Raw genomic sequence first — 21356 nt, forward strand, 5'->3', positions numbered from 1 at the left:
GACCTGCTTCAGACGGCGGACGCCTCGGCCACCAGGCCGAGCGTCCGCCGTCTGTGCTGCAGGGCCTCGAACGTGAAGACCGCGAGTGCCAGCCAGACCAGCGCGAAGCCGACCCAGCGGCCCGGGGGCATGTGCTCGCCGAGGACGGTGATGCCGAGCAGGAACTGCAGGACCGGCGCGAGGTACTGCAAGAGCCCCAGCGTCGTCATCGAGACGCGGGTGGCCGCAGCGCCGAAGCAGAGGAGGGGGACGGCCGTCACGACGCCGCTCGCGACCAGCAGCGCCACGTGGCCCGCGCCCTCGCCGGTGAAGTGGCCATCGCCGGTGCTGCCGAGCCACACCAGGTAGGCGAGGGCGAACGGCGCGATCACCGCCGTCTCGAAGGCCAGGCTCTCGAAGGTGCCGACGCCGGCCGACTTCTTCGCCAGGCCGTAGGTGCCGAAGGAGAAGGCGAGCACGAGCGCCACGACGGGCGGGCGTCCGTAGTCGACGGTCAGCACGGCCACCGCGACGAACCCGAGCCCGAGCGCCCACCACTGCGCGGGCCGCAGCCGTTCACCGAGCACGAGGACCCCCATCAGCACCGTCACCAGCGGGTTGATGAAGTAGCCCAGCGACGTCTCGACCACCCGGTCGTTGTTGACGCCGTAGATGTAGGTGCCCCAGTTGGACGTGATCGTGATCGCGGCGACCACCAGCAGCAGCGTCGTACGACGGTCGCGGAGGATGTCGCGCAGGGCGGCACCCCGGCGCAGCGCCACGACGAGCACACCCATGACGACCACGGACCACACGATCCGGTGGGCCAGGATCTCGACCGGCCCGCTCGGCTCCAGCAGTGGCCAGTAGAGCGGGAACGCACCCCACAGCACGTAGGCGGTGACGCCGAGCAGGAATCCCCGTCGTGCGTCAGCCACCCGGCGAGGTTAGCCCTCCGTGAAGAGACCTCACCAATCGAACCGTTCGTCGAGGAGGTCGCGCAGCGACCGTCACGTTCCGTCGTTCGTCGAGGAGGTCGCGCAGCGACCCTCACGTTCCGTCGTTCGTCGAGGAGGTCGCGCAGCGACCGTCACGTTCCGTCGTTCGTCGAGGAGGTCGCGCAGCGACCGTCACGAGACGCCTCGCTCCGGTGCACCTGCTGTGCCGTTGCCATCTCGCCGCGCAACAGGCTCCGGGCTCGTGACGCGCCATGCCCTCGCTTGCTTCGCTGCGCGAGTGCGTCGGCGCTCCTCGACCTCCTCGCTGATCAGCGACCGTGCTCGTTCCTCGCACGGTCGCTGCGCTCGGACCTCAGTCGATGGTCCAGGTGTCGCCGGCGTTGATGAGCGCGGTGAGGCGCTCCTCCGGCGAGCCCTGGGCGGCGACCGCCTCGGACGCGGTGGCGACCTGGGCGCGGGCCTGGTCGTCATACGTCGGGCGCTCGACCTGGCGGAAGATGCCGATCGGGCTGCGGTTGAGGTAGCCCGCGTCGGTCAGCCGCGAGATCGCGAAGGCGGTCGACGGGTCGGGGTTCTGTGCGTCGTGGACGATGATCGCCTCGGCTGCGACGGAGGCGGTGTCGGCGACCTCGACGGCACCGCCGGCGCCGCGCACGAGGGCCTTGTCGCCGAGCCCGGTCGCCTCGTCGCGCACGCCGAAGGTGATCGGCTGGTCGTGGGTGAGCGGGATCAGCGCGTGGGCGTTGTCGCGGTCCTTGATCGCGTCGAACGCACCGTCGTTGAAGATCGGGCAGTTCTGGTAGATCTCGACGAACGACGTGCCGCGGTGGGCAGCGGCAGCGGCGAGCACCGCCGTGAGGTGCTTGCGGTCGGAGTCGATGGTCCGCGCGACGAAGGACGCCTCGGCGCCCAGCGCGAGGGAGACCGGGTTGAACGGGTGGTCGAGCGAGCCCACCGGGGTGGACTTGGTGACCTTGCCGACCTCGGAGGTGGGGGAGTACTGGCCCTTGGTGAGGCCGTAGATCCGGTTGTTGAACAGCAGGATCGTCATGTTCACGTTGCGGCGCAGGGCGTGGATCAGGTGGTTGCCGCCGATGGACAGCGCGTCGCCGTCACCGGTGACGACCCACACCGAGAGGTCCTCGCGGGCCGTGGCGATGCCGGTCGCGATCGACGGCGCGCGGCCGTGGATCGAGTGCATGCCGAAGGTGTCGAGGTAGTACGGGAAGCGCGAGCTGCAGCCGATGCCCGAGACGAAGACGATGTTCTCGCGGCGCAGGCCCAGGTCCGGCAGGAAGGACTGCACGGCCTTGAGCACGGCGTAGTCACCGCAGCCGGGGCACCAGCGGACCTCCTGGTCGGAGGAGAAGTCCTTCGCGGTCTGGGTCTCGCCCTCGGCCAGGGTCGGGACGAGCGCGGTGCCCCCCGAATGAACAGTGGGCATGGGGAGATCGGCGCTTGTCGTAGGGGTGCTCATCGGAGCGGAGCCTCCTCGTGGTCGGCAGGAAGGTTGAGGCCGTGCTCGCCGAGGTCGACCTCGCGGCCCTCGGCCTCGCCGACGAGCACGCCGATGGCCTCGGCGAGCTCGGCGGCCTTGAGCGGCAGCCCGTAGACGTGGTTGTAGCCCTGGGCGTCGACGAGGTACTCGGCGCGCAGCATCTTGCTCAGCTGGCCGAGGTTCATCTCGGGGACGAGGACCTTGTCGTAGCCCTTGAGGATCTCGCCGAGGTCCTTCGGGAACGGGTTGAGGTGGCGCAGGTGGACCTGCGCGACGTCGTACCCGGCGCGGCGGACGCGGCGGCACGCGGCACCGATCGGTCCGTACGTCGACCCCCAGCCGATCACGAGGACCTTGGCCTCGCCGGACGGGTCGTCGACCTCGAGCGGCGGGAGGGAGTCGGCGATGCGCTGCACCTTCTCCTGGCGGATCCGGACCATCTTGTCGTGGTTGGCCGGGTCGTAGGAGATGTTGCCGTGGCCCTCGCCCTTCTCGAGGCCGCCGATGCGGTGCTCGAGACCGGCGGTGCCGGGGACGGCCCACGGGCGGGCGAGCGTCTCGGGGTCGCGCAGGTAGGGCCAGAAGTCCTTCGTGCCATCGCCCTTGTCGTGGTTGGCCTCGGTGGCGAAGTCGGCCTCGATCACCGGCAGCTCGTCGACGGACGGGATCGCCCACGGCTCGGAGCCGTTGGCGAGGTAGCCGTCGGAGAGCAGGAAGACGGGCGTGCGGTAGGTGACCGCGATCCGGGCGGCCTCGACGGCGGCGGCGAAGCAGTCGCCGGGCGACTGCGGCGCCACGATCGGAACCGGCGCCTCGCCGTTGCGGCCGTACATGGCCTGGAGCAGGTCGGCCTGCTCGGTCTTGGTCGGCAGGCCGGTCGAGGGGCCGCCGCGCTGGACGTTGACGACGACCAGCGGCAGCTCGGTCATCACGGCCAGGCCGATCGCCTCGGACTTGAGCGCGATGCCGGGGCCCGAGGTGGTGGTGATCGCGAGCTGCCCGGCGAACGAGGCGCCGATCGCGGCGCCGATGCCGGCGATCTCGTCCTCGGCCTGCAGCGTGGTGACGCCGAAGGCCTTGTGCTTCGAGAGCTCGTGCAGGATGTCGGAGGCCGGGGTGATCGGGTAGGACCCGAGGAACACCGGCAGCTTGGACCGGACGCCCGCGGCGACGAGGCCGTAGGACAGGGCCAGGTTGCCGGTGATGTTGCGGTAGGTGCCCGCGTGCATCTTGGCGGGCTTGATCTCGTACTGGACGACGAAGGTCTCGGTGGTCTCGCCGTAGTTCCAGCCGGCCTTGAAGGCGGCGATGTTGGCGCCGAGGATGTCGGCGACCTTGGCGAACTTCTTCTCGAGGAAGGCGATCGTCGGCTCGGTCGGGCGGCCGTACATCCACGACAGCAGGCCCAGGGCGAACATGTTCTTCGCGCGGGCGGCGTCCTTGCGGGAGAGGCCGAACTCCTTGACCGCCTCGACCGTGATGCCGGTCAGGTCGACGGGCTGGACCTGGAAGCCGGCGAGGATGTCGTCGACCTCGCCCAGCTTGTCGAGCGGGTTGGAGGAGTAGCCCGCCTTGTCCAGGTTGCGCTTGGTGAAGTCGTGGGTGTCGACGATGATCGTCGCGCCCTTCGGCAGGTCGCCCAGGTTGGCCTTGAGGGCGGCAGGGTTCATCGCGACCAGCACGTCGGGCCGGTCGCCCGCGGTGAGGATGTCGTGGTCGGCGAAGTGGATCTGGAACGAGCTGACACCCGGGATCGTGCCCTGGGGCGCCCGGATCTCGGCCGGGAAGTTCGGCAGCGTCACCAGGTCGTTGCCGAAGACGGCCGACTCCTGGGTGAACCGGTCACCGGTCAGCTGCATGCCATCACCGGAGTCACCCGCGAACCGGATGATCACCCGGTCCAGCTGCTTGACCTGCTTGGTCTGGCTCACGTTCGGTCCAACTCTCTCGCACGACGGTCGCGGCGCCCGCGCCGTCCCGATGCCGACGGCGGGCGCTGCTGATTCTACGGCCAAATCTAGAACGCGTTCCACTTTTGGTGGACACCTGTCCAGTTCGGCCGGGCGGACCCCGCGGTCCGCGACCTCCCCACGATAGACGGCCGACTGCGACCGACCCATCCGGCGCCGCCAGATGGGCGGCCCGAGGGGCCGTGGGTGACGTGACCTGCGCCACTCCGGGGTGGCCTCTGTCTCAAAGTGTGTCGAGTAACTCGCCAATGTGTATTATTCCACTCGAATTTAGTGCGACCTTGCAGGGTGCGAGGCGTGACAGACCGGGACAGCAAGGAATGGGTGCAATGAAGCGAGTGATCAAGGCGGCAGCCCTGGCAGTGACGGGCGCTCTGGCGCTGACGGCCTGCGCCAGCGCTGACGGTGGCAGTGACGACGCGGGCAAGACGATCAACATCGTCGGCTTCGCCGTTCCCGAGGCGGCCAACAAGGCCGCTGCCGAGAAGTTCAACGAGACCGACGCCGGCAAGGACGTCACCTTCTCCGGTTCGTACGGCGCCTCCGGCGACCAGAGCCGCAAGGTCGTCGACACCAAGGGCAAGGACACCGACTACGTCGTGTTCTCGCTCGAGCCCGACATGACCCGCCTGGTGGACGCCGGCCTCGTCGCCGAGGACTGGAACCAGGGCGAGAACAAGGGCATCGTCTCGAGCTCCGTCGCGGTCATCGCCACCGAGGCCGGCAACCCGCTCGGCATCAAGGACTGGGACGACCTGACCCGCCCCGACGTCAAGATCGTCACCCCCGACCCGGCCAGCTCCGGCTCGGCGAAGTGGAACATCCTCGCCCTCTACACCTACGCGAAGTCGACCGGCGCGACCGAGGCCCAGGCCGACGAGTTCCTCAAGAAGGTCTTCAAGAACGTCACCACCTGGGCCGCCAGCGGCCGTGAGGCGACCGAGGCGTTCAAGAAGGGCGTCGGCAACGTGCTGCTGACCTACGAGAACGAGGCCATCCTGGCCAAGCAGAACGGCGAGGACCTCGACTACATCGTCCCGGACCACACCTTCAAGATCGAGAACCCGGGCGCCGTCCTGAAGGACGCCGCTCCCGTCGCCACCGACTGGCTCGACTTCATCCTCAGCGACGAGGGCCAGCTCGCCTTCGTCTCCAAGGGCTTCCGCCCCGTGACCGACGTCGACATCGCCGGTGTCGAGGTCGACGGTGCCAACGACCCGGCCAACCCGTTCCCGGCGGTCAAGGACCTCAGCACGGCCGCGGACCTCGGTGGCTGGTCGGCCATCAACAAGGAGTGGTTCGGCAAGGACGGCGAGAAGCTGCGCTTCGACAAGCTGTACGCCGAAGCCACGAAGCAGTGACCGACACGCTCGTGTCACCCGCAGGGCCGGCTCCGTCACGGGGCCGGCCCTCGGGCCGTGGAAAGGGCAGCTCCGGCCGCTTTCCGCTGACCCCCGCCTCGGGCATCGGCCTGGGCGTGGCGCTGGTGTGGTTCAGCATCCTGGTGCTGATCCCGCTGGCGGCGGTGGTCGGCGCGGCTGCGGCCGGGGGGTGGTCGAACTTCTGGGACACGCTGACCGATGCCCAGACCTTCGCCGCCCTGAGGCTGACGGTGGTCGAGGCGCTCCTGGTGACCCTCGCCAACGCCGTGATCGGCACGGTCGTGGCCTGGGTGCTGGTCCGTGACCAGTTCTTCGGCAAGCGGATCCTCGACGTCGTCATCGACATCCCGTTCGCGCTCCCGACGATCGTCGCCGGCCTCATCCTGCTCAGCCTGTGGGGGCCGGACAGCCCGGTCGGCGTCAACATCGTGAACACCCGGCAGGGCATCTTCCTGGCGCTGCTGTTCGTGACGTTGCCGTTCGTCGTCCGCACCGTCCAGCCCGTGCTGATCGAGCTGGACGCGGACGTCGAGGAGGCGGCGGCGTCGCTGGGTGCCTCGCGGTTCACGACCTTCCGCCGGATCATCCTGCCGAGCCTGGTGCCGGCGATCGCGGCCGGTTCGTCGCTGGGCTTCGCCCGTGCGATCAGCGAGTTCGGCTCGCTGGTGCTGATCTCGGGCAACACGCCGTACGAGACCGAGGTCGCGTCGCTGAAGATCCTGAAGTTCCTCGAGGGTGACAACCAGGACGGCGCCGCTGCGGTCGCCGTCCTGCTGCTCATCGTCGCCGTGGTGACGATCGTGGCCCTGGACGTGATCTCGCGAAGGGTGGCGCGCCGTGGCTGACACCCGACAGATCCGGGCCCGCCGGGGCCCCGTCGCCTACGCGCTGCGCGTGTTCGTGATCGTCTACCTCACGGTGCTGGTCATCTGGCCGCTCTACGAGGTCGGCAAGCAGACGTTCGCGCCGACCAAGAAGGGGGCGGAGGCCGGGTTCGGTGCGTTCATGGACCGGCTCACCGACCCCTCGGTGACCTACGCCTTCAACCTGACCGGGACCGTGGCGTTCTGGGCCGTGGTGATCAACACCGTCTTCGGTGTGGGCATCTCGCTGCTCATCGTGCGCTACCAGTTCCCCGGTCGGCGGATCCTGTCCGTGCTCGTGGACCTGCCGATGTCGGTCTCGCCGGTCGTCGTCGGCCTCGCGCTGGTGCTGGCCTACAGCACCGGCAAGGGCTGGTTCGGGGAGGCGCTGGAGTCGATCGGCTTCTTCGTCATCGGTACGACGCCGGGGCTGATCATGGCCACCGCCTTCGTCAGCCTGCCGCTGGTGATCCGCGAGATCGTCCCCGTCCTGGAGGAGATCGGCACCGACGCCGAGATGGCCGCCAGCAGCCTCGGGGCCAGCGGCTGGCAGACCTTCCGGCGGATCACCCTGCCGAGCATCAAGTGGGCCGTGATCTACGGCGTGGTGCTCAGCATGGCCCGCTCGCTCGGGGAGTTCGGCGCGGTGAAGATCGTCAGCCCGGGCGCCGAGCGCCGGGGCGAGACCGCCACCCTCCTCATCCAGAACCGCTACACCAACTACGAGGAGCCCACGGCGTACGCCGCCGCGTTCGTGCTCGTGCTCGCCTCCGTGCTCGCCCTCGTCGTCGTGTCCCTGATCCGCAAGGAGGATCACGCATGAGCATCGAAGTAAGGGGTGTCGGCAAGCGCTACGGCGACTTCGTCGCCCTCGACGACATCAACGTCTCCCTGCCCACCGGCCAGCTCACCGCCCTGCTCGGGCCGAGCGGTGGCGGCAAGTCGACCCTGCTGCGGATCATCGCCGGCCTGGAGAGCGCCGACGGCGGCTCGGTGGAGATCGAGGGCGTCGACGCGACCAAGCTCCCGCCGCAGAAGCGCAACGTCGGCTTCGTCTTCCAGCACTACGCCGTCTTCAAGCACATGACGGTCGCGAAGAACGTCGCCTTCGGGCTCGAGATCCGCAAGCGGCCCAAGGCCGAGGTGAAGGCGAAGGTCGCCGAGCTCCTGGAGCTGGTGCACCTCTCGCAGTTCGCGCACCGGCTGCCCTCGCAGCTCTCCGGTGGCCAGCGCCAGCGCCTCGCCCTGGCCCGCGCCCTCGCGGTCGAGCCGTCGGTGCTGCTGCTGGACGAGCCGTTCGGTGCCCTCGACGCGAAGGTCCGCAAGGAGCTGCGCGACTGGCTGCGCCGGCTGCACGACGAGGTCCACGTGACGACCGTGTTCGTCACCCACGACCAGGAGGAGGCCCTCGAGGTCGCCGACGAGATCGTCGTCATCAACGAGGGCCGGATCGAGCAGATCGGCACGCCCGACCAGCTGTACGACGAGCCGGCCAACGACTTCGTCATGGGCTTCCTCGGCGAGGTGACCCAGCTGGGTGGCGTGCGACTGCGGCCGCACGACATCGACCTGGCCACCACCCCCGGTGCCCCGGACGCGGTCGCCGGCCGGGTCGTCCGGGCGCTGCGGGTGGGCTTCGAGGTCCGCTTCACCGTGGACGTCGAGGGCCAGGCCGAGCCGACGCTCGTCGTCCTGTCCCGCACGCACGCGCGAGCGCTGGACCTCGACGTGGGCGCGCAGGTGTGGCTGCGGCCGACGACCGGTGCGACCTCGGTGCCGGTGCTGGGGTCCCCGGCCACGAAGGCGCTGGCCTGATCGACGCGTCGGTGGGGGGGTGCGGGCCTGGTCCCGCGCCCCCCACTGCCCGTCTCCTAGTCTGGGACCCGTGAGCTATCTCCGGGCGACCAGGATCGTGTGCTGGCTGCTCGGCGCCGCGTTCGTGGTGTCGGTCGTCCACTACGTCGACAACTACGTCAACTACGACGACTACCCGGTCCAGCCGGCCGACTCGGCGCTGCCGACGGTCACCAAGGACCTGGTGGCGATCAGCTGGTTCGTGTTCACCGCACTGGGCGGCATCGGGCTGCTGCTGTGGTTCCGCCGCCACATCACCACCTCGGCGGTCTTCCTGACCGCCTACTCCGTCTCCGGCCTCATCGGCATCGGCCACTACACCGTGGCCGGCGCTACCGACATGGTCTGGTGGCGCCAGACGCACGTCGTCCTCGACATCGCCTGCGGCGCGGCGGTCCTGGGCTTCGCGCTGTGGGCGGCCCGCAACTCCAGCGAGCTCATCCCGCCGGCTGCGAAGACCCCGGCGAGCGCTCCTCAGCGCGACGCTTGAGCCCCTCCGCGTGCCGCCGGAAGCCGTCGGCCACGCGCCCCGGCCCGGCCAGCCGCACCAGCGGGCCGCGGAACTCCTCGACCGTCTCGTACGACGTCGGGCCGCCGGGTCGCTGCGTGAGGGCCTGGTGGCGCACGCCGCGCACCAGCCCCAGTCGTGACGGCAGGCCCTCGTAGACGTAGGACATCCGCGCGGTCGTCGTACCGGAGGCGTCGGTGGTGGGGCCCTCGAGCGCGGTGATCCGCTCGGGGGAGCGGGTGCGGGAGCCGTTGGCCCACACCACGTGGAGCACGATCGGGTTGCCGACGGCCGCCGGCTGCGCGGTCTCCGCGCGCTCAACGAAGGGGTTCCACTCGCCGTAGCGCTCCGTGTCGAGCATGATCGCCCAGACCTGGTCGAGCGGGGCGTCGATGTCGATGCTGGCCGACGGGTTCATGGCGCGATCATGCCGGACGAGGGGCCGGTACGGTCGGGGCATGGTGGTCGTCCACGAGACCGTGGCCTCACGGGTCCTGCTCGGCGCGGGTGCCCGGCACTCCGTCCCCGAGGAGGTCCAGCGGCTCGGTGCGACCCGGGTCCTCCTCGTCGCGACCGGGTCGGCCCGCGCGGCCCGCGACGAGCTCGAGGCGGCGCTGGGGGAGCGGGCGGTGGCCCGCTTCGACGGCGCCGTGGTGCACACGCCCGTCGCCGTGACCGGGCAGGCGATGGCCGTCGTCGAGGAGGCCGCCGCCGACGCCGTGGTGACGATCGGCGGCGGGTCGGCGATCGGGCTGGGCAAGGCGATCGTCGCCCGCGCCGGCATCCCGCACCTGGCGCTGCCGACGACCTACGCCGGCTCGGAGGTCACGCCCGTCCTCGGCGAGACGACCGACGGCGTGAAGCAGACCCGCCGCGACCCGGCGCTGCTCCCCGGCACCGTCGTGTACGACGTCGAGCTGACCCTGCGGATGCCCTTCGGCCTGACCCTGACCAGTGCCGTCAACGCCCTCGCGCACGCGGTGGAGGCGCTCTGGGCGCCGGATGCGACGCCGGTCAGCGACGCCCTCGCCACGGAGGCCTCCCGGCTGCTCCTGGAGGCGCTCCCGACGGTGCTCGGCGACCCCGCCGGCCTCCCGGCGAGGACCGCGCTGCAGGAGGGCGCCTGGCTCGCGGGCACCTGCCTGGCCACGGCGCGGATGGGCCTGCACCACCAGCTCGCGCACGCCCTCGGCGGCACCTTCGACCTGCCGCACGCCGAGCTGCACACGATGCTGCTGGCGCACGTGCTGCGCCACAACCTGCCACACGCCCCGACCGCCGCCCACCGGCTGCGCGCGATCACCGGGGACGACCCCGTCGCGGCGGTCGCCGCGCTGGCGGCGGCGTACGACGGGCCGCGGCGGCTGCGCGACCTCGGGGTGCCCGCCGACGGCCTGGCCGCGGTCGCGGAGCGGGTCGCCGCGGCGCCGTACCCGAACCCGGGTCCGACGGACGCGGCCTCGGTCGAGGCGGTGCTCCGCGCCGCCTGGTGAGGCTGCGTGGGGCCCGGGCTCAGCCGGCGCGCTGGGCGTAGGTGTTGGCGAGCCCCGCGATGTCGTTCACGTAGGCGTCGGAGTGGTTGAAGCTGAAGACCGCCCGGCGCCAGGCGGCGGCACCGGTGAGCTCGCCGCTGTGGCACAGGTAGCGGCCCGCGGCGAGGGCCGCGTCGTCGATCTGGTTGGGGTCGGCGACGCCGTCGCCGTTGGCGTCGGCGGCCCAGGTCTCCCACGTCGAGGGGATGAACTGCAGTGGACCGACCGCACGGTCCCACCGCGTGTCACCGTCGAGGGAGCCGCCGTCGGTGTCGTGGACCGCGCCGAACGCACCGCCGTCGAGGGCCGGGCCGCGGATGGCCGGCCGCGGCAGGCCGTCGGCGCCCAGCACCGAGCCGTTGACCGACCCGTGGCGCGACTCGACGCCGCCGAGCGCGGCGATGGTGTTCCACGCGACCTTGCAGTCCGGCTGCTCGGCGGCGACCTGCAGGTGCGCCCGCGCGTACGCCGCCAGCGCCCGGACCGGGATCTGGGTGCGGGCGGCCGTCGTCTCCAGCCAGGTGGGGTCGGGCAGGTAGGGGTCGGCGACCGGGGCGTCCGCCTGCTGCTGGGCGCCACCGACGGTGGCGGCCGCGGTGGGCGCGGCCGTCTCCGTCGTGGGTGGCTGGGGCAGCGGGCCGCCCTGCCCGGCGTACGCGACGGCGACGGCCAGGCCGATGAGCACCGCCAGCCCGGCCGCCACGACGCCGATCGCCGCGGCGAGTCCGCGATGGTGGGTCACCGACGCAGTGTGCCTGATGGAAGGTCAGGGGACGTAGCCGGCGGCGACGAGCTCGGCTGCGAAGTCGTCAAGGGTCTCGCGGTTGCGGTCGATGAACCTCGGACGCGATCTCTGCAGCTCCTTGCGCAGGGTCGAGAAGTAGTCCTGGGCGCAATCCGCGTAGAAGACGCCGAGATCCAACAGCCTCGATTCGCTGGCACCACCGGCGTTCTCGTCGTTGACCTGCTTGAGGTAGTCGTTGACCGGGTCTGCGACGGAGATCTTCGAGCCGGACTTCTCGCTCAGGCATCGGGCCAGACCGGGCTTCTTGTCCTGCACCGCTGCGGACTGCTCGGCGGACAGGACCACCTCGTACCAGGAGTCCGACGCCTGGCGCCACCCGGCGTAGTGCGGGAGGTCCGGCTCCAGGTCTGTGCAGTCGGCGTCGAGACCCTCGAGGCGCTTGTCCTCGTCCTCGACGGCGTCCTGCTCGAAGAACCCCTTCTCGCGGATGAGGTCGAGGTCGGCGAACCTGCTCTGATCCTCGCGGTTGTAGGTGCCGTCGACGGCACCGGGCTCGCCGCCGCACTCCTCGATCCCGAGGTTGCGCGTGAACTGCAGGACGCGCATGGCACGGCGCATCTGGCCTCCGGGCATCTCGAAGGCAGCGGAGATGACGTCTTGGAGCACCTGCGGCTCCACCGTGGCAGGAAGCGTTCCCAGGGTCCGCGACGGCTCCGAGCTGCCGGGCTCTCCATCTTCAGTGGAGTTGCAGGCGGTGCACGCCGCCAGAGCGGCGAGGAGAGCGATCCGGGCTGCCGATCGAGTCAGCACGACCTTCAGTAGGCGTAGCCGACTTGCTGGATGACGACCTTGGCCTGGCCCTTGATGTCGCGTCCGGTGATCGTGTTGCCCACGACCATGTCGACCACTCCGTCATCCCCGCGGTTGACCCGAGTCCAACCGAGGCTGCTGATCTTCCACTCGCCGTCCTTGTAGTAGCGGCCGCGGATGTCGTCGGCGCGCTGTGTCGTGCCCGTGGCGAAGACGCCCTCGCAGTCGGAGGTCGCCTTGAAGTTCTGGGACGCCCCGAGACTCACGTGGGTCATCTTGGGGGCGAGGGCGCACGTGAAGGTGCCGGCCTCGGCTGCCGGGGAGACAGTGGCGAGGCTGGCGATCGCGAGGCCGGCCGTGACGGCGCACTTGACGAGAGTGTTCATGGATTCCTCCGAGCTGTGACATGAACCACAAGGGGCGGCTGCAGCGTAACAGCGGATTCGGCGACAGATCGGTGAATCTTCTCAAGAACGAGAATTTTGCCGAGCGGAGGACGGGCGTCGACGCGACGGCACTCGTCAGCTGCGCAAGGCCTCCATGGGTGAGATGGAGCCCGCCTGGATTGCGGGAAGGATGCCCCCCAGGCCCGCGGCCCCCACCCCGCCCGTGATCGCGGCCAGTACCCAGCGTGGGTCGACGATCAGCTCCAGGCCTTGGCCGGCACACCACAGCGACAACCCGAGCAGCCCGACCGCCGCGCCGATGACCGAGGCCAACGCGCCTGCCAGCAATGACTCCACCAGGATAAGGCCGGCGAGCCGACGTCGGGACCAGCCCAGCGCGGAGCGTAGGCCCAGCTCGCGTATCCGGTAGGCCACCGTCATGGCCAGCGTGTTGGCGACTCCGATGAGACCGACCACGCCCACGAAGACGCCGAGCCCGATGCCGAGCATGCGCAGCTGGTCGCCCACCTGCTGGGGTAGCCGGGCCGAGTCGGGCGGGGTCGCGTTGTGCAGCAACATCACGTTTCCGGGATCGAGTGCCGAGAGGGCGAACGCCGCCACCGGCGCGGCCGAACCAGGGCGTACTCCGATCAACAGCCGGACGTTCTCCCCAGCGCCGAGAGCGGCGTCGGCGGCAGGTCGGGTCATGATCACGCTGCTGTTCACGTAGGCATAGGTCGGGGGCGCCTCGAGGATGCCCCGGACGTCGTACTCCCGGCCGTCGACCTCGACGCGGTTGCCGCCATCGAGGTCCAGGCCCACCCCCAGTCGGGCGGCGGCGTCCTGCCCGAGCCAGACACCGGCCGGCGCCTGGCCGAACGCCGCACCTGCGGTCGACCGGGCTCGGATGAGGTCCAATCCGGGCGCGTCGGCAACCACCACCGGGACGACGGTCGTGGTGTCGGACGCGCCCGCACGCGCGACGGCGACGTTGTCGCGCCAGATCGACAGCTCCCCGGCCCCGGCGGTGACCGACAGCGAGAGGACCTGCTCCCGGCCTTCCTCCGGGAAGCCGGACTCGGGGACATTGCGCCCCGCGATCACGACGGTGCTGGCACGTTGCTGGTCGAAGGCCCGGTCCACCTTGACCTGCTGGGTGTCGGCGAGTGTCACCGCACTGACGACGGTCGCCACACCGATCAGGATCCCGAACATCAGGGCGACGGTCCGCATCGGCTTGACCGTGAGCGAGGCGTAGGCGTCCCTCGCTAGCAACGCAAGTGGATACGGGGCGCTCACGCGGACACCCGGCCATCCACCACGCGGACCACCCTCGCGGCGTAGTCGGTGATGCGCGGGTCGTGGGACACGACGATCAACGTGACACCGTCCGCGGAGAGGCCGAAGAGCAGCTCCAGAACGGCGGCTCCGGTGGCCTGGTCCAACGAGCCGGTGGGCTCGTCGGCGATCAGGAGACGCGGTGCCTTGACCAGTGCGCGAGCCACCGCGACGCGTTGGCGCTCGCCACCAGAGAGGGTGGCGGCCCGCTGGCCGACACGTTGCTCGAGCCCGACCTTGGCCAGCGCCTCCTCCGAGCGCTGCACCACCACCTTGCGGGACACGGAGGTCGACACCACCCCCAAGGCGACGTTCTCCAGCACCGTTCGCTCGTCCATCAGGTGCGCCGACTGAAAGACGAAGCCCACGTTCGTGGCGCGGAAGGCGGCGAGCCCCCTGGGCGACCGGGCGGTCATCGGTTCGCCGTCGAAGAGGTAGTCGCCGGTCGACGGGCTCTGGAGTCCGCCGATGATCGAGGCCAGCGTTGTCTTGCCGGCGCCTGACGGACCTGTGATCGCGATCTGCTCGCCGGTACCGATCTGCAAGGACGTCGGATGGAGCACGGTGCGCGAGACTTCCCCGGACACCTCGAAGCCGACGTCGCCCAGCTCGATCAGGCTCATCGGTCCTGCCCCAGTCCGACGTAGGCCCCGAGCTGGACGCGGAGCCCGTCGGACAGTCCGTCGCCGGACACGACCACGGTCCCGTCACGTTCCTCGACGACTGTCACCGGGACGTCCGGCCCGCCGTCCGCGGGGCGCACTGCACGATCACCACTCGGGGCGTCGAACAGGGCCAGCGACGGTACGGCGAAGTCGCCCGCCGACTCGGCGACCACCGTCGCCGTCGGTGAGCCCAGCCGTGGGGGACGCCGCGCGGACCTGGCTTCGTCGGGCGACGTGGAGACCACCAGCACGACGACAACGACGGCAAGACTCACGACGAACGCGACCAGCAGGCCTGCGCCGAACCGCCGGACCCGGCCTTGTCGCTGCATGCGAAACCCCCGAGGCTCCCGTGTCGACGCGTCGGGCCGGGACACTACCAGTGCCGAGATCGCCCCGGGGCGTCGCCGGCGCGACATTTTTTAGAACCCTTGTGGGCCGTGATGGGAGGTGTTACAAAGTGGCTCCACATCGAGACAGCGGGGTTTCAGATGCGAAAAATCGCAGCGGGTTGCGTAGCAGGACTTCTGTTGATCGTCGGGACATTCATGGCGCCACCGACCGCCAACGCCGCTTGGGGAAGCTTCCTGAGCGCCAACAAGTACTACACCGTCCAAGGCATGCAGATCCTCGTGTCCGGGTCTGGCTACCAGTACAACTGGGGCTGTGGCCTCAAGGACTGCGACCAGGTCAGCCAGGTCTACGGATTCATCGGCCGGACCGGCGGGGAGGTCAAGGGCAACAAGGCCCGTATCAAGGTTCAGACCACGTTCACCGGTGCGCAGATGGGCTTCTCCGTCGGCGGTTCGATGAGTGGACCTTCTGGTTCGGCGAGCGTGTCCCCGCTGTCCAACGGATGCGGGATGTCGGAGTGGTACGAAAGCCGCCTCAACTCTCGACAGGTCAGCATCGACAACGGTGACGGCGTCTTCTGCAAGGCGAGCACCTACGCCTGGATCTGCTCCGTGAAGCTGACCGCCCAGGGCGCGATCCGTTTCGGCGACCAGTGGATCGGCAACAGCGCGTCCGACACCGAGGACGTCGGCTGCTGAACACCATCGAAGCGCGGCGCCTGCGTACTGTCGTTGCAGCGGGCGCCGCGCTCCTCCTCGCGACCTTGGTCGTCGTCACGCTGCACGAACGGGACAGCTCCGCCGAGCCGCCCGGTGCCGCGTGGGTCGCGCGCACCGGGACGATGATCGCGCAGTCCCTGAACGTCGGCCCGCCGCCGCACCTGGTGGTGCCGCCGAGCGACGTCGATTCGTATCGCATGGCCCAGGCGGTCACCGCTCTGGCTCGTTTCGGGGAGCTCGAGGACCGCGACTGGGATGAGTTCGACCAACGTGTGTCGAGCAGTCTCAAGAGCGAGCTGGCCGATGGCTACGCGGGGCCCTTCAGCCTGGGAGCGCAACTGGTGACTGCGTCGCAGGCCGCCGGCCGGTCCTACTCCCGAGACGTGGACGCGTCGCTCCGTGGGCTTGCGCAGAGGGGCGCCGACGACGACATCTACGACCTGGCTGCGGCGGCCCTCGTCCAGCAGTGGGCCGCGCAGGAGGGTGAGCCGGTCGCCGGTGCGCTCCCGGCCCGCGACGTACGACGGGCCGTGGCGACGGTCGGGTGCCGAGGCTCCGAGGCGCTCTTCCTCCAGGCCACGTTGGTCCGGGTCGAGGTGACCGACACGGGCTGCGACCAGGCTCAACGCGACTCCATGGTCGACGACGAGATCGCGACCCTGCGTTCGGTCCCGACGAAGGAGCCGCTCTCCGGTGACACGGCGCTCCTTCTTCGTGCGACCGGCGCCGTGGCCCGGACGCCCGTGCAGGCTGCGGCGGTCAGCGGTCTCAAGTCCACCTTTCTCGCCCGCCTCGCCAGAGGCGACGTGGTCGATCCGCTGACGGTGACGTTCGCCCTGTCGGAGACGCCCGGTGAGGGTCACATCTCCACCGAGCTCGCGGCGTACCTGCGCTCGGTGCTGGCCATGGGTGGTCCGCCGGTCGTCCAGCGGCTCTCCCCGAGCGCCGCAGCGGCTGTTGCTCGCACGCTCGACCTGGCCGGCCGCAAGGTGCCCGCGGGTTTGCTCGTCGATTCTGCCGACCTCCCGACGGAGCCACGAGCCCGCGTGCTCCTCGCGCTGGGGGCGACCTCTGCAGAGGCGGAGAGCATGCTGGCGGTCGCGAGCCCTCCGAAGGATCGGGGCCAACCGGTGACAGGCGTCTTCCAACTGCTGCTGCGCGACGGAGCATCCCTGTGCTCCCGGTGGGGCTCCTCCGCGGTCCGCGTTGCGCGGGACACCAGCAGCACTCTGGTCGATCGCAGCCTCGCCTACCGCTACGCCCAGAGCTGCGGTCGGGAGGACCCGCCGACGCTGCAGGCCATCAGGACCGATTGGGAAGGCCTCGAGGAGTCCGACCTGCGCGCCGTCTTCACGAAGCAGGCGGTCGCCTGCGCGCTCCAGTTCGGCAAGCTCCGCCCGCCTGCTCGCATCTGGCGTGAGTGGGGATCAGCCGCACAGCAGTCCGGTGGTGTGAACGACGAGACCGGCGACTTCGACGTCTCCCAGACGCTGATGATGACCGTGCTGCTCACCGACCCCGGCACCGTCTGCACGGAGGGCGTGTACGGCTAGCGGGGTTCGGCCAGCCCGCGGTGGTGGGTCACCGGTAGTTGGTGAACTGCACCGCGAAGTCGTAGTCCTGCGCCTTGACCAGCTGCTGGACCGCCTGCAGGTCGTCGCGCTTCTTCGAGGAGATGCGCAGCTCGTCGCCCTGGATCTGCGCCTTGACGCCCTTCGGGCCCTCGTCGCGGATCAGCTTGGAGACCTTCTTGGCGTCCTCGGAGCTGATGCCCTCCTTGAGGGTGATCCCGATCTTGGACACCTGGCCGGACTGGCGCGGCTCGGAGGCGTCGAGGATCTTCAGCGACTGGTTGCGCTTGATCAGCTTGTCCTGGAAGACGCTCAGCACCGCGCTGGCGCGGTCGTCGGCGGACGCGCTGATCTCGATCGCGTGCTCGCCCTTCCACTCGATGCTGGCGCCGGTGCCCTTGAAGTCGAAGCGGGTCGCGATCTCGCGGGCGGTCTGCCCGAGCGCGTTGTCGACCTCCTGGCGGTCGATCTTGCTGACGATGTCGAAGGAGGAGTCGGCCATGGGTTCGTCACCTGCGCGTCGTTGAGGTTTTCGGTTGGACGGTGTTGCTGCGCTATTGTTTCGCGTCGTCGCCGACCTTCCAACTCAGGAGACGCTCCGTAGGCAGGGAGCGGGTCGGAGGCACAACCCGGCAGATTGCCCGAGCGGCCAAAGGGAGCTGACTGTAAATCAGCCGGCATTGCCTACGTAGGTTCGAATCCTGCATCTGCCACGGGTACGACGAGGGGCCCGGTCCACTGGACCGGGCCCCTCGCGCATCTCTCGGGACCGCTCAGGAGAGCGGGTGGTTGGCGACGAACACGCGGCCGGGGTCGACCTCGTCGCGGAGCCGGCACAGCGCGGCCCAGTCGTAGCCGTCGTAGAACCGGCTGGCTTCGACCCGCGTCTCGGCGAAGGTCGGGACGAGGGCGACCCGCGACCATGCCGACATCGCCCGGACGACCGAGAAGGCGGCGGCGCGGCCCGCGACGGCGGCCTGCGGCGTCGGCGCGGGCGCAAGGCACATCAGGGCGTACTCGCCGCTGACCGACGACAGGACGCCGCCGCCCGCCACGGGCTTCGCGAGCTGGCCGCCCAGGTGGCGGAGCTCGGCGAACATGAGGCCGCTGCGGGTCCCGGGACCCACTTGGGCGAGGAACGCCTCGACGGCGGCGTCGTCGAGCGGACCGAGGACGCTGTGGTCGGCGACCGCCGGCGTCGGGCCGGGCGGGTCCATGTGGACCTGGAGCAGCGCCGGGGCCGGGATCCGGCCGAAGGTGTCCATCTCCGGGGAGAGCGCCCGCAGCGGGGCGAGGACCTCGGCCGCCCGCTCGTCGGTCTCGAGGATCGCGCCGTCGATGACGACCAGGTCCCGCCCGGAGAGGAAGGGCGGCAGCTCCGGCAGTGGCGGGAAGCTCATCACCCGCAGCGACGTGGTGGCGCTGTCGGGGGCGGTGCGGCTCCACTCGGTCCAGGTGCGGACCACCTCGGGGGCGCGCTCGCGGTCCCACAGCAGCATGCCGGCGAAGACGTCGGCATAGGGCAGCAGGCCGAGCTCGACCGCGACGACGATGCCGAAGTTGCCGGCGCCGCCTCCCCGCAGCCCCCAGAACAGGTCGCGGTCCTCGTCGGCCGTCGCCCGCCGCAGGTCGCCGTCGGCGGTGATCACCTCGACGGCGCGCACCGAGTTGGCCGCGACGCCGTGCCGACGGGCGTAGAAGGACAGTCCGCCACTGAGCACGTAGCCCACCACGCCGACGTCGCCGGCCGAGCCGTGCAGCACGGACCGGCCGTGAGCGGCGGCCGCGACGGCGACGTCCTGCCACAGGGTGCCGCCGAGGACCCGGACGGTGCCGGCGGCAGCGTCGACGCTGACGCCGGTCAGCTCGTGCAGCCGGACCAGGACGACGTCGGCCAGCGAGCCCTCGCCGAGCGCGGCCGCGCCGTGGCCGGTGCTCTGCGGGGCGACCCGGAGTCCGGCGGCGACGGCCGCGCGGACCACGTCGCTGACCTGCTCGATCGTGCGCGGGACCGCGACGGCGGCCGGCCGCTGCTCGACCGCCAGGTTCCAGGGGGTGCTGGCGGCGTCGTACCCGGGATCGCCGGGGAGGTGCACCTCGCAGCCGCTGTCGAGCGTGGACAGGGTGCTGGTGTCGGGGGTGGTGGTCATGGTGGAGCCTTCGTTCTCTCGGGTGCCTGACGCCGAGAACGATCAGGTCCGGGAACGGTCGCGAACCATCCCCGATCCGTGGGGAAATCATGACCCCGCGCTCTGGGGGCGGACCAGACCCAGAAATATGGGATACCGCGCCGCGGCGGGTTGCTCCACACTTCTGGCATGGCGGTGCGTGCTCGGGGCGCGAACACACGAAGGGCCTCGAGAGATGACGACCAGCGGACTGACTGCTGAGCGCGTGCGGCAGGACGTCGACGTCGTCGCGCGCGCGGGACTGGACCTCGAGTCCTTCCTGGAGGAGGCCGTCGCGTCGATCCAGCGGGCCGTGCCGTGGGTCAGTGTCTGCATCGGCACGCACGACCCGAGCACCCACATGCTCACCAGCGCCCGCAAGTACGGCGATCTCCGGGTCCGCAACAGCCACGACCACGAGTTCGGGCTGATCGAGTACGGCACCGTCGAGGAGACGTCGTTCACCGAGCTGGCGCGCGGCCAGGTCGCGGCCGCCGGGGTCCACCTCGTGACGGGCGGCGAGGTCGAGCGCTCGTTCCGCCTGTCGACGTTCATGAGGCCCAACTTCGGCTACGGCGACGAGGCGCGGATGGCCTTCCGTGACGGCCGCGAGGTCTGGGGCGCGATGGCGCTCTTCCGCGGCACCGACGACGACCCGTTCGACCAGGCGGAGGTGGACTTCCTCGGCTCCCTGTCGACCGCGCTGGCCCACGGGGTGCGGGCCGGCATGCTGACCCGGCTCGCCGACGTCGTACCGGTGGCCGAGGCGCCCAGCACCGGTCCCGCCGTGATCATCGTCGGCCCGGACGACCAGATCACCCAGATGACGCCGGCCGCCGAGCAGCGGCTCGGCGAGCTCGTCACCGGCCCCGCCCACTGCGACCCGCTGTCCCCGATCGCGGCCCTCATCGGCGCCGCCCGTCGCTACGCGCGCGGCGAGTGGGACCGGATCCCGCGGTGCCGGCTGCGCACCGTGTCGGGCATGTGGCTCGTGCTGCAGGCCGGTCCGCTCAGCTCGTTCGGTGACCGCGACGGCGACGTGGTGATCACCATCGAGGAGGCGCGCCCGCCGGAGATCGTCGCGCTGGTCGTCGCCGCGTTCGGGCTGACCCCGCGCGAGCGCGACGTCACCCAGCTGGTGCTGCAGGGCGTGGACACCAAGGAGATCGCGCGGACCCTGCACCTGTCGGCGTACACGGTCCAGGACCACCTCAAGTCGGTCTTCGACAAGGCCGACGTGCGCTCGCGGCGCGAGCTGATCGCGCGGATCTACTTCGACCAGTACGTCCCGCGGATGGGCGGCGAGCTGGCGCCGTCGGGCTGGTTCGCCTGACGAACCGCCGGACGCACTGCTCATGGCGCACGACTGAGGCCCGCCGTGGGAAGACGGGCCCCAGCGTCCGGCCGGCCGACGCTGCTCAGCGCAGGACGGGGAACCGCCGGACGAGCGACGTGCGTGCCCAGGCAGCGCCGAGGCCCCAGGTGTCGCCGGCGAGGGTGAGGGCGAGGACGACGAGCGCGACCGCGCCGATCAGGTGGTCGTCGATGACCGGGTTGTTCTCCAGCGGCATCGAGGCGAGCCACATCAGCAGGTAGAGGGCGCCGCCGGTGACGGCGGTGATCCGGACGCCGATCCCGAGCACGAGGGCCGTGCCGATGCCCGCGAGCCCGATCATGAACAGCCAGTCCGCCCAGGCGTCACCGGCCATGCCGGTGAAGAAGTCGTGGAACGGGTTGTCCGCCGGGACGCCGAAGGTCAGGAAGCCGAAGGTCGGGCTGCCGCCGTGGATCCAGGCGTCGGGGCCGAAGCGGTCGACCGCTCCGGTCTCGCCGTTGACGCCGGTGGCGTAGCCGAGCGCCAGCAGCTTGTCGAAGAAGGCCCACAGGAAGGTCAGGCCGAAGCCGAGGCGCAGGACGGCGAGGCCGCGCCGGGCCGCGCCGTCGGTGACGATGTCGCGCTCGACCATGGTGGCGAGGTGGGTGGGGCGCTGCAGGAGGGCCATCACTGCTCCTATGTCCGGGGACGATCCCCTGTCCGTGGCGGGTGCTTGCAGC

The 21356-nt window shown here is 70.6% G+C and carries 22 protein-coding genes and 1 tRNA gene; 10 read left to right on the top strand and 13 right to left on the bottom strand.

Annotation, left to right across the window (positions count from 1 at the left end; translation table 11 throughout):
• Window positions 1-8: 8 nt before the first annotated feature.
• The 3 genes from rarD to BJ993_RS13340 all read right to left on the bottom strand — a co-directional run bounded on the left by rarD (window position 9) and on the right by BJ993_RS13340 (window position 4418).
• Window positions 9-917 carry an EamA family transporter RarD gene (rarD, locus tag BJ993_RS13330; protein ID WP_179649183.1) on the bottom strand — a complete coding sequence of 303 codons (909 nt, stop codon included), beginning with the start codon at window positions 915-917 and terminating at the stop codon, window positions 9-11.
• A gap of 373 nt (window positions 918-1290) precedes the next feature.
• Window positions 1291-2415 (bottom strand): 2-oxoacid:ferredoxin oxidoreductase subunit beta, encoded by a 1125-nt coding sequence (locus tag BJ993_RS13335; protein ID WP_179649185.1) that lies wholly within the window; start codon window positions 2413-2415, stop codon window positions 1291-1293.
• A complete protein-coding gene (locus BJ993_RS13340; RefSeq protein WP_051932948.1) occupies window positions 2412-4418 on the bottom strand; it encodes a 2-oxoacid:acceptor oxidoreductase subunit alpha in 2007 nt (668 codons plus the stop codon). The genes BJ993_RS13335 and BJ993_RS13340 overlap by 4 nt, the downstream gene beginning before the upstream one ends.
• A gap of 317 nt (window positions 4419-4735) precedes the next feature.
• Between BJ993_RS13340 and BJ993_RS13345 the strand changes: the two genes are divergently transcribed.
• The 5 genes from BJ993_RS13345 (at window position 4736) to BJ993_RS13365 (ending at window position 8995) form a co-directional block, all read left to right on the top strand.
• Entirely contained in the window at window positions 4736-5767 is a 1032-nt protein-coding gene (locus tag BJ993_RS13345; RefSeq protein ID WP_036550231.1) for an extracellular solute-binding protein, read from the top strand.
• Window positions 5764-6633 (top strand): sulfate ABC transporter permease subunit CysT, encoded by an 870-nt coding sequence (gene cysT / locus BJ993_RS13350; protein ID WP_036550233.1) that lies wholly within the window; start codon window positions 5764-5766, stop codon window positions 6631-6633. Before BJ993_RS13345 ends, cysT begins: the two co-directional genes overlap by 4 nt.
• Window positions 6626-7474: a sulfate ABC transporter permease gene (locus tag BJ993_RS13355; protein WP_036550239.1), complete on the top strand. Its 849-nt coding sequence runs from the start codon at window positions 6626-6628 to the stop codon at window positions 7472-7474. Before cysT ends, BJ993_RS13355 begins: the two co-directional genes overlap by 8 nt.
• On the top strand, window positions 7471-8466 hold the full coding sequence (locus tag BJ993_RS13360) for a sulfate/molybdate ABC transporter ATP-binding protein (protein WP_179649187.1): 996 nt from the start codon (window positions 7471-7473) through the stop codon (window positions 8464-8466). Before BJ993_RS13355 ends, BJ993_RS13360 begins: the two co-directional genes overlap by 4 nt.
• A gap of 70 nt (window positions 8467-8536) precedes the next feature.
• Entirely contained in the window at window positions 8537-8995 is a 459-nt protein-coding gene (locus tag BJ993_RS13365; protein WP_036550244.1) for a hypothetical protein, read from the top strand.
• Here BJ993_RS13365 and BJ993_RS13370 read toward each other — a convergent pair.
• Window positions 8943-9431, bottom strand: a complete 489-nt coding sequence (locus tag BJ993_RS13370) for an SRPBCC domain-containing protein (protein ID WP_179649189.1) — start codon at window positions 9429-9431, stop codon at window positions 8943-8945. The genes BJ993_RS13365 and BJ993_RS13370 overlap by 53 nt on opposite strands.
• A 40-nt stretch (window positions 9432-9471) precedes the next feature.
• Here BJ993_RS13370 and BJ993_RS13375 point away from each other — a divergent pair, with 40 nt between their 5' ends.
• Window positions 9472-10506, top strand: a complete 1035-nt coding sequence (locus tag BJ993_RS13375; RefSeq protein ID WP_218864694.1) for a maleylacetate reductase — start codon at window positions 9472-9474, stop codon at window positions 10504-10506.
• Between the two features lie 19 nt (window positions 10507-10525).
• On the opposite strand, the gene BJ993_RS13380 is transcribed toward BJ993_RS13375, so the two are convergent.
• The 6 genes from BJ993_RS13380 to BJ993_RS13405 all read right to left on the bottom strand — a co-directional run bounded on the left by BJ993_RS13380 (window position 10526) and on the right by BJ993_RS13405 (window position 14821).
• Window positions 10526-11287: a lytic transglycosylase domain-containing protein gene (locus BJ993_RS13380; RefSeq protein ID WP_308645565.1), complete on the bottom strand. Its 762-nt coding sequence runs from the start codon at window positions 11285-11287 to the stop codon at window positions 10526-10528.
• Window positions 11288-11311: 24 nt separating this feature from the next.
• A complete protein-coding gene (locus BJ993_RS13385) occupies window positions 11312-11956 on the bottom strand; it encodes a hypothetical protein (RefSeq protein WP_179649191.1) in 645 nt (214 codons plus the stop codon).
• A 149-nt stretch (window positions 11957-12105) separates the two neighbouring features.
• Window positions 12106-12486 carry a hypothetical protein gene (locus BJ993_RS13390; RefSeq protein WP_179649193.1) on the bottom strand — a complete coding sequence of 127 codons (381 nt, stop codon included), beginning with the start codon at window positions 12484-12486 and terminating at the stop codon, window positions 12106-12108.
• Between the two features lie 135 nt (window positions 12487-12621).
• The gene (locus tag BJ993_RS13395; RefSeq protein ID WP_179649195.1) at window positions 12622-13719 is read right to left on the bottom strand and encodes an ABC transporter permease; all 1098 of its coding nucleotides are present in this window, start codon (window positions 13717-13719) and stop codon (window positions 12622-12624) included.
• 62 nt (window positions 13720-13781) lie between these two features.
• Window positions 13782-14447, bottom strand: a complete 666-nt coding sequence (locus BJ993_RS13400; RefSeq protein ID WP_179649197.1) for an ABC transporter ATP-binding protein — start codon at window positions 14445-14447, stop codon at window positions 13782-13784.
• Window positions 14444-14821 (bottom strand): hypothetical protein, encoded by a 378-nt coding sequence (locus BJ993_RS13405; RefSeq protein WP_179649199.1) that lies wholly within the window; start codon window positions 14819-14821, stop codon window positions 14444-14446. Before BJ993_RS13405 ends, BJ993_RS13400 begins: the two co-directional genes overlap by 4 nt.
• A gap of 216 nt (window positions 14822-15037) precedes the next feature.
• Here BJ993_RS13405 and BJ993_RS13410 point away from each other — a divergent pair, with 216 nt between their 5' ends.
• Window positions 15038-15541, top strand: a complete 504-nt coding sequence (locus tag BJ993_RS13410; protein WP_179649201.1) for a hypothetical protein — start codon at window positions 15038-15040, stop codon at window positions 15539-15541.
• A 65-nt stretch (window positions 15542-15606) separates the two neighbouring features.
• On the top strand, window positions 15607-17115 hold the full coding sequence (locus BJ993_RS13415; RefSeq protein WP_179649203.1) for a hypothetical protein: 1509 nt from the start codon (window positions 15607-15609) through the stop codon (window positions 17113-17115).
• 28 nt (window positions 17116-17143) lie between these two features.
• Here BJ993_RS13415 and BJ993_RS13420 read toward each other — a convergent pair whose 3' ends face one another.
• Window positions 17144-17635 carry a YajQ family cyclic di-GMP-binding protein gene (locus BJ993_RS13420; protein WP_179649205.1) on the bottom strand — a complete coding sequence of 164 codons (492 nt, stop codon included), beginning with the start codon at window positions 17633-17635 and terminating at the stop codon, window positions 17144-17146.
• 129 nt (window positions 17636-17764) lie between these two features.
• Here BJ993_RS13420 and BJ993_RS13425 point away from each other — a divergent pair.
• Window positions 17765-17846 (top strand) — tRNA-Tyr (locus BJ993_RS13425).
• A 60-nt stretch (window positions 17847-17906) separates the two neighbouring features.
• Here BJ993_RS13425 and BJ993_RS13430 read toward each other — a convergent pair.
• Window positions 17907-19283 (bottom strand): FAD-binding oxidoreductase, encoded by a 1377-nt coding sequence (locus BJ993_RS13430; RefSeq protein WP_179649207.1) that lies wholly within the window; start codon window positions 19281-19283, stop codon window positions 17907-17909.
• A gap of 214 nt (window positions 19284-19497) precedes the next feature.
• Between BJ993_RS13430 and BJ993_RS13435 the strand changes: the two genes are divergently transcribed.
• Window positions 19498-20634 (top strand): response regulator transcription factor, encoded by a 1137-nt coding sequence (locus tag BJ993_RS13435; protein ID WP_036550253.1) that lies wholly within the window; start codon window positions 19498-19500, stop codon window positions 20632-20634.
• Window positions 20635-20719: 85 nt separating this feature from the next.
• Here BJ993_RS13435 and BJ993_RS13440 read toward each other — a convergent pair whose 3' ends face one another.
• A complete protein-coding gene (locus BJ993_RS13440) occupies window positions 20720-21304 on the bottom strand; it encodes a hypothetical protein (RefSeq protein ID WP_257026883.1) in 585 nt (194 codons plus the stop codon).
• Between the last annotated feature and the right edge of the window lie 52 nt (window positions 21305-21356).

Source organism: Nocardioides aromaticivorans, from assembly GCF_013408525.1.
Taxonomy (GTDB): domain Bacteria; phylum Actinomycetota; class Actinomycetes; order Propionibacteriales; family Nocardioidaceae; genus Nocardioides; species Nocardioides aromaticivorans.

Excerpts from the sequence above, each read along its gene's own strand:
- BJ993_RS13335 (WP_179649185.1), bottom strand. The coding sequence starts at position 2,415 with ATGAGCACCCCTACGACAAGCGCCGATCTCCCCATGCCCACTGTTCAT.
- BJ993_RS13370 (WP_179649189.1), bottom strand. The coding sequence starts at position 9,431 with ATGAACCCGTCGGCCAGCATCGACATCGACGCCCCGCTCGACCAGGTC.
- BJ993_RS13375 (WP_218864694.1), top strand. The coding sequence starts at position 9,472 with ATGGTGGTCGTCCACGAGACCGTGGCCTCACGGGTCCTGCTCGGCGCG.
- BJ993_RS13395 (WP_179649195.1), bottom strand. The coding sequence starts at position 13,719 with ATGCGGACCGTCGCCCTGATGTTCGGGATCCTGATCGGTGTGGCGACC.
- BJ993_RS13410 (WP_179649201.1), top strand. The coding sequence starts at position 15,038 with ATGGCGCCACCGACCGCCAACGCCGCTTGGGGAAGCTTCCTGAGCGCC.
- BJ993_RS13400 (WP_179649197.1), bottom strand. The coding sequence starts at position 14,447 with ATGAGCCTGATCGAGCTGGGCGACGTCGGCTTCGAGGTGTCCGGGGAA.
- BJ993_RS13440 (WP_257026883.1), bottom strand. The coding sequence starts at position 21,304 with ATGGCCCTCCTGCAGCGCCCCACCCACCTCGCCACCATGGTCGAGCGC.
- BJ993_RS13390 (WP_179649193.1), bottom strand. The coding sequence starts at position 12,486 with ATGAACACTCTCGTCAAGTGCGCCGTCACGGCCGGCCTCGCGATCGCC.
- BJ993_RS13435 (WP_036550253.1), top strand. The coding sequence starts at position 19,498 with ATGACGACCAGCGGACTGACTGCTGAGCGCGTGCGGCAGGACGTCGAC.
- BJ993_RS13420 (WP_179649205.1), bottom strand. The coding sequence starts at position 17,635 with ATGGCCGACTCCTCCTTCGACATCGTCAGCAAGATCGACCGCCAGGAG.
- BJ993_RS13360 (WP_179649187.1), top strand. The coding sequence starts at position 7,471 with ATGAGCATCGAAGTAAGGGGTGTCGGCAAGCGCTACGGCGACTTCGTC.
- BJ993_RS13430 (WP_179649207.1), bottom strand. The coding sequence starts at position 19,283 with ATGACCACCACCCCCGACACCAGCACCCTGTCCACGCTCGACAGCGGC.
- BJ993_RS13405 (WP_179649199.1), bottom strand. The coding sequence starts at position 14,821 with ATGCAGCGACAAGGCCGGGTCCGGCGGTTCGGCGCAGGCCTGCTGGTC.
- BJ993_RS13345 (WP_036550231.1), top strand. The coding sequence starts at position 4,736 with ATGAAGCGAGTGATCAAGGCGGCAGCCCTGGCAGTGACGGGCGCTCTG.